Annotated in this window: 4 protein-coding genes and 1 pseudogene; 4 read left to right on the forward strand and 1 reads right to left on the reverse strand. The window is 62.8% G+C overall.

The window, feature by feature from the left end; genetic code table 11:
• The 3 genes from parE to MOV76_RS38195 all read left to right on the forward strand — a co-directional run.
• Positions 1 to 1,984 (forward strand): DNA topoisomerase IV subunit B (gene parE, locus MOV76_RS38185; protein ID WP_247266504.1); only part of this gene is annotated, 1,984 nt, incomplete at its 5' end.
• 162 nt (positions 1,985 to 2,146) lie between these two features.
• Positions 2,147 to 3,280 carry an esterase-like activity of phytase family protein gene (locus tag MOV76_RS38190; RefSeq protein WP_130716428.1) on the forward strand — a complete coding sequence of 378 codons (1,134 nt, stop codon included), beginning with the start codon at positions 2,147 to 2,149 and terminating at the stop codon, positions 3,278 to 3,280.
• A gap of 116 nt (positions 3,281 to 3,396) precedes the next feature.
• Positions 3,397 to 4,593, forward strand: coding sequence for an AI-2E family transporter (locus MOV76_RS38195; RefSeq protein WP_018242106.1), 1,197 nt, complete (start codon positions 3,397 to 3,399; stop codon positions 4,591 to 4,593).
• Between the two features lie 20 nt (positions 4,594 to 4,613).
• Here MOV76_RS38195 and MOV76_RS38200 read toward each other — a convergent pair whose 3' ends face one another.
• Complete coding sequence (locus MOV76_RS38200) at positions 4,614 to 5,072, reverse strand: GNAT family N-acetyltransferase (RefSeq protein ID WP_028733737.1); 459 nt, start codon at positions 5,070 to 5,072, stop codon at positions 4,614 to 4,616.
• Positions 5,073 to 5,201: 129 nt separating this feature from the next.
• Between MOV76_RS38200 and MOV76_RS38205 the strand changes: the two are divergent.
• Positions 5,202 to 5,438: pseudogene (locus MOV76_RS38205) on the forward strand (hypothetical protein); the annotation flags it as partial.

Here is a 5,438-nt window from a genome sequence, read left to right on the forward strand (position 1 = left end):
CGCAGCACCTCCTGCCGGAGCCTCCGCGCGCCCGGCGCCCGCCGCGTCGAACTCCGATGACTACGGCGCCTCGTCGATCCGCGTCCTCGAAGGCCTCGAGCCGGTGCGCATGCGCCCGGGCATGTATATCGGCGGCACCGATGAAAAAGCGCTGCACCACCTGTTTGCCGAAGTCATCGACAATGCGATGGACGAGGCGGTCGCCGGGCACGCCAATTTCATCGAGGTTTATCTCGACCTCGAGGGTTATCTCACCGTCTCCGACAACGGCCGCGGCATCCCGGTCGAGAACCATCCGCAGGTGCCGGGCAAGTCGACGCTCGAAGTCATCATGACCAAGCTGCATGCCGGCGGCAAATTCGACGGCAAGGCCTACGAGACCTCGGGCGGCCTGCACGGCGTCGGCGTCTCGGTCGTCAACGCACTCTCCGACGACCTCGAAGTCGAGGTGGCGCGAAACCGCAAGCTCTACCGCCAGCGCTTCTCCCGCGGCCTGCCGCAGGGCGGGCTCGAAGAGTTGGGCGACGTCCACAATCGCCGCGGCACCCGGGTGCGCTTCCACCCAGACCCCCAGATCTTTGGGGATCACATGAAGTTCGATGCCGCCCGCGTCTTCCGCATGGCGCGCTCGAAAGCCTATCTCTTCGGCGGCGTGGAAATCCGCTGGAGCTGCGAGGCGGGCGTGCTGCCCGAAGGCTCCGAGGTCCCTGACAAGGCCGTCTTCCACTTCCCCGGCGGCCTGAAGGACTATCTCCAGGCGACGATGGGCAAGGAGTTCACCGTCACCCGCGAGATCTTTGCCGGCAAGACCGAGAAGACCAGCGGCCATGGCTCGATGGAATGGGCGATCACCTGGTATGGCGGCGATCCGCAGGTCCATTCCTATTGCAACACCATCCCGACTCCCGAGGGCGGCACGCATGAGGCGGGGCTGCGCATCGCGCTGACCAAGGGCCTGAAGGCCTACGCCGAGTTGACGCAGAACAAGCGCGCCGCGCAGATCACCACCGACGACGTGATGATCTCCGCCGTCGGCATGCTGTCTGTCTTCATCCGCGAGCCGGAATTCGTCGGCCAGACCAAGGACAAGCTCGCGACCGTCGAGGCCCAGCGCATCGTCGAGAACGCGCTGCGCGATCCCTTCGACCATTACCTTGCGGACAATCCGAACGAGTCGGCCAAGCTGCTCGACTGGGTGATCGAGCGCGCCGAGGAGCGCTTGCGCCGCCGCAAGGAAAAGGAAGTCAACCGCAAGACGGCGGTGCGCAAATTGCGCCTGCCCGGCAAACTTGCCGATTGTTCGCAGAACACCGCGGAAGGCGCCGAACTCTTCATCGTCGAAGGCGATTCGGCAGGTGGTTCGGCCAAGCAGGCGCGCAACCGCTCCAACCAGGCCATTCTGCCGCTGCGCGGCAAGATCCTCAACGTTGCCAGCGCCGGCCGCGAAAAACTCGGCGCCAACCAGCAGCTCGCCGATCTCATCCAGGCGCTCGGCTGCGGCACGCGCTCGAAATACCGCGACGAAGACCTGCGCTACGAACGCATCATCGTCATGACCGATGCCGACGTCGACGGCGCCCATATCGCCTCGCTGCTCATCACCTTCTTCTATCAGGAAATGCCGGAACTCGTGCGTGGCGGTCATCTCTTCCTCGCCGTGCCGCCGCTTTACAAGATCACCCAAGGCTCGAAATCCGCCTATGCCCGCGACGACAATCATCGCGCCGAGCTGATGCAGACGGAGTTCAAGGGCAAGGCCAAGGTCGAGATCAGCCGCTTCAAAGGTCTCGGCGAGATGATGCCCGCCCAGCTCAAGGAAACCACCATGGATCCGTCCAAGCGCACCCTGCTCAAGGTGCTGATCGATGAGGTGGATTTCGAAGGCACCCGCAGCGCTGTCGACGATCTGATGGGCACCAAACCGGAAGCCCGCTTCCGCTTCATCCAAGATCGCGCGGCCTTCGCCGAGAACCTCGATATTTAATGCGTCGCCACGCATTTTAGCATCGACGATTTCACGGAACTGACGAAGAACCGTAACAACTCCGTCAAACAACCGGCGCATGAAGCGGTCGGCGCGCCTTCCCCTTGAGGGAGCGGCAGCGCCGATTCGAACCGTTTTCAAACCCCTTGCCGGATATTTGTCATGACCAAGCGTTTTCTCGCGGCTGCCGCTTTTGTTCTCCTGTCCAGCACCGTCAGCGCTACCGATATCGGCGCCACCTTCGAGACCGCCTGCCCCTTCGGTGATTGCGCCGCCGGCATTTCGCTCTCCTATCTCGGTGAATTCGTCATCCCCACCGGCCACATGGAAAACGGCGTCGAATTCGGCGGCATTTCCGGCCTCGATTTCGATGCCGCCACCGGTCACTATCTCGCCATCAGCGACGACCGCTCGGAAAGAGGCCCAGCCCGCTTCTATGAACTCGACGTCGATGTCGACGCGTCCGGCCTCAAGGGCGTTTCCGTCGTCAAGCAGGTCACCCTGAAGGACAAGAACGGCGCACCCTTCGCCGCCAGGACCGTCGATCCGGAATCGATCCGCCTCGGCAAGGACGGCATCTATTGGGGCAGTGAAGGCGACGGCAAGGCGCTGCTTGCGCCCTTCGTCCGTGTCGCTTCGCCGGACGGCTCCTTCGTCCGCGAATTCAAGCTGCCGGAGGGCTTTGCGCCGACCGCGGACAAGTCGACCGGTATCCGCGACAACCTCGCCTTCGAAGATCTCGCCGTCGCGCCCTCCGGCGATGTTTTCGTCGGTGTCGAAGCCGCCCTCTATCAGGACGGCCCGAACCCTTCGCTGACGTCAGGCAGCCTGTCGCGCATCGTCCGCTACGACGGCGCTACCGGCGAGCCGAAGGCCGAGTACGTCTATCCGGTCTCGCCGATCCCGCAGGCCGCCACCAAGGCCGACGGCGGCAACGACAACGGCATGTCGGAGATGCTTGCCCTCGACGATCACCGCCTGCTCGCCGTCGAGCGGAGTTATGCCCAGGGCTTCGGCAACAGCATCAAGATCATGATGATGGATCTGACTGATGCCACCGATGTATCCGCCATCGCGTCCCTCGCCAAAAGCGACCAGCGTGTCGTTCCCGCCCGGAAGAGCCAGGTCCTTGATTTGAGGGCGATCGGCCTTGTTCCCGACAATATCGAGGCCATGTCGCTGGGGAAGGCCAAGGACGGCACCGACGTCCTCATTCTCGGCTCCGACAACAATTTCTCGACCAGCCAGAAGACGCAATTCTACGCCTTCAAGATTCTGCGCCGCCCGCAGCAGTAAGACGCCCGGGTCTGAGCGTCGAATAGCGACGCTTTGTATACGCTTTCATGGTGCGGACCTTGAAACCGCCGGGTTGATGGCCCATAACCAGAGTACAAGAAAAAGAAGAGGCGCGCGTGGGTGTGTTCGACCGTCAGAAAAGCAATCATGAGCCGCGATGGCTCGGATCATCGGCGCAGACGCGCACGCCGCTGATTCCCTCCATTTCGGCGGCGCGCTGGCTGCTGGTCCTGGTCGTCGCTGCCGGCGTCTATTTCTTCTACGGCTTCCTCGTGCCGGTGCTCGCAGCCCTCGTCATCGGCTTTGCCAGCTGGCCGCTCTACCGCAAGCTTCTTGCCCGCGTCGGCGGCAATACGACGATCGCCGCGACCATCGCCATCATCATGATCATCACTTTCCTGGTCATCCCGATCGGGCTTGCTGTGACCTATACGACCGGCGAAGTACGCACCTGGGTCACCTGGGCAATCCACGCCAACCGCGCCGGCGCCCCGACACCCGACTGGATCGTCGCGCTGCCTTGGGCCGGCGCCTACCTCGATGAAGTCTGGACAAAATATATCGGCAGTCCCGGCGCCTTGGGCGAAGTCATCCAGGCAGTCAGCGGCGCCAATATCGGCAACATCTATCGTGCCGTGCTTGCGGCCGGCGGCGGCGCCTTCCACCTGCTGCTGACGCTGCTCTTCATGCTGATCGCGCTATTCTTCGTCTATCGCGACGGTTTCTCCTTCTCCAAGCAAATCGACATGCTGGGCGAGCGTATCCTGCCGAACCGCTGGGAGCGCATTTCCCGCGTCGTGCCGGCGACGATCAGCTCCACCGTCATGGGCATGACGTTGATCGCGATCGGCGAAGGCATTGTGCTCGGCCTTGCCTACTGGATTGCCGGCGTGCCCTCGCCGGTGACGCTCGGCGTTTTGACGGGCGTGATGGCGCTGATACCGGGCGGTGCGCCGCTCTCCTTCACGCTGGTCTCCATCTATCTGCTGGCGAGCGGCTCGCATGTCGCCGGCATCGGTCTCTTCGTCTGGGGGACGGTCGAGCTCTTCATCGTCGACAAGACGCTGCGGCCGAAACTCGTCGGCGGTCCGATCAAGCTACCCTTCCTGCCGACCTTCTTCGGCCTCGTCGGCGGTGTCAAAACGATGGGTTTCCTCGGGCTCTTCATCGGCCCTGTGCTGATGGCGCTGATCGTCGCCATCTGGCGTGAATGGATCCACGAGGCCCGCAGCGCCGACAAGAGCGAAACGGGGCCGCAGATCATCATCGACGAACCGGCCCCACCGCCGGTACCGCGAGTCGCCGAAGGCTGAACATACCTTCGCAGACGGGGCTACCCCAGCCGCTTTTCCATGAACAGGCTGAGCGGGTCCGGTAGGTAGGCGCCGAAAGGTTCGATTTCCCGATATCCGTATTTGCGATAGAGCGCGATCGCCTCGGGTTGGTAGATGCCGGTTTCGAGCCGGATCGCCGTCAGCCCCTTTTTTTCTGCGATTGCTTCGAGCGCATTCATCAGGCTGCTGGCGATCCTCAGCCCCCTTGCCTCGGGATCGACGAACATGCGCTTGATCTCCGCCGTGCCGTCACCGGCCTCGACCAGCGCGCAGCAGCCGACGATCGCATCGTCGCTGCGCGCGACGAGGAAGCTCACCGCAGGTTTCTCCAGCACGGACAGGTCGACCAGGTGGTTGCTTTCCGCGGGATAGAGCGATTGCGCATAGGCATCGGAAAGATCGAGAAGGCGAATGACGCCCTCCTGGCGCGGTTGCTCCAGGGCGATGGTCACGGACATGCTGACTTCCTCTGCTGGCGCGGGGCACAATTTTTCCCGACATGACGAAGAGTTAATGCCGTTGCCTTCATTCGGTTGGAATTGCACCCTCTAAGACGATGAGGTGCTCAATAATCAAGGAAGCAGAATATGCAAGCGGTGCTGATCGCGATGACCATTCTCGGCTGCGACGATTCGATCAGCCAGTGCAATTATGTCGCGACGGTCGATAAACGCTGGGAAACCGTTGCCGCCTGCGATGCGGAAGCCGAACGACGCCTGAAGACCTATGTCAATGTCAATTATCCCTCGGTGATCGCGGTGTGCGAGGCGCCGAAAGCCATCGCCGCCGCCGAGCCGCCGAAGCCGGCGCCCGTGCCTGCCGCT

Source organism: Rhizobium sp. PRIMUS64 (assembly GCF_023006465.1).
Taxonomy (GTDB): Bacteria; Pseudomonadota; Alphaproteobacteria; order Rhizobiales; family Rhizobiaceae; genus Rhizobium; species Rhizobium leguminosarum.

What these genes read in the sequence shown, in the direction of transcription:
- MOV76_RS38190 (WP_130716428.1), top strand. Translation starts at nt 2,147, where the DNA reads ATGACCAAGCGTTTTCTCGCGGCTGCCGCTTTTGTTCTCCTGTCCAGC.
- MOV76_RS38200 (WP_028733737.1), bottom strand. Translation starts at nt 5,072, where the DNA reads ATGTCCGTGACCATCGCCCTGGAGCAACCGCGCCAGGAGGGCGTCATT.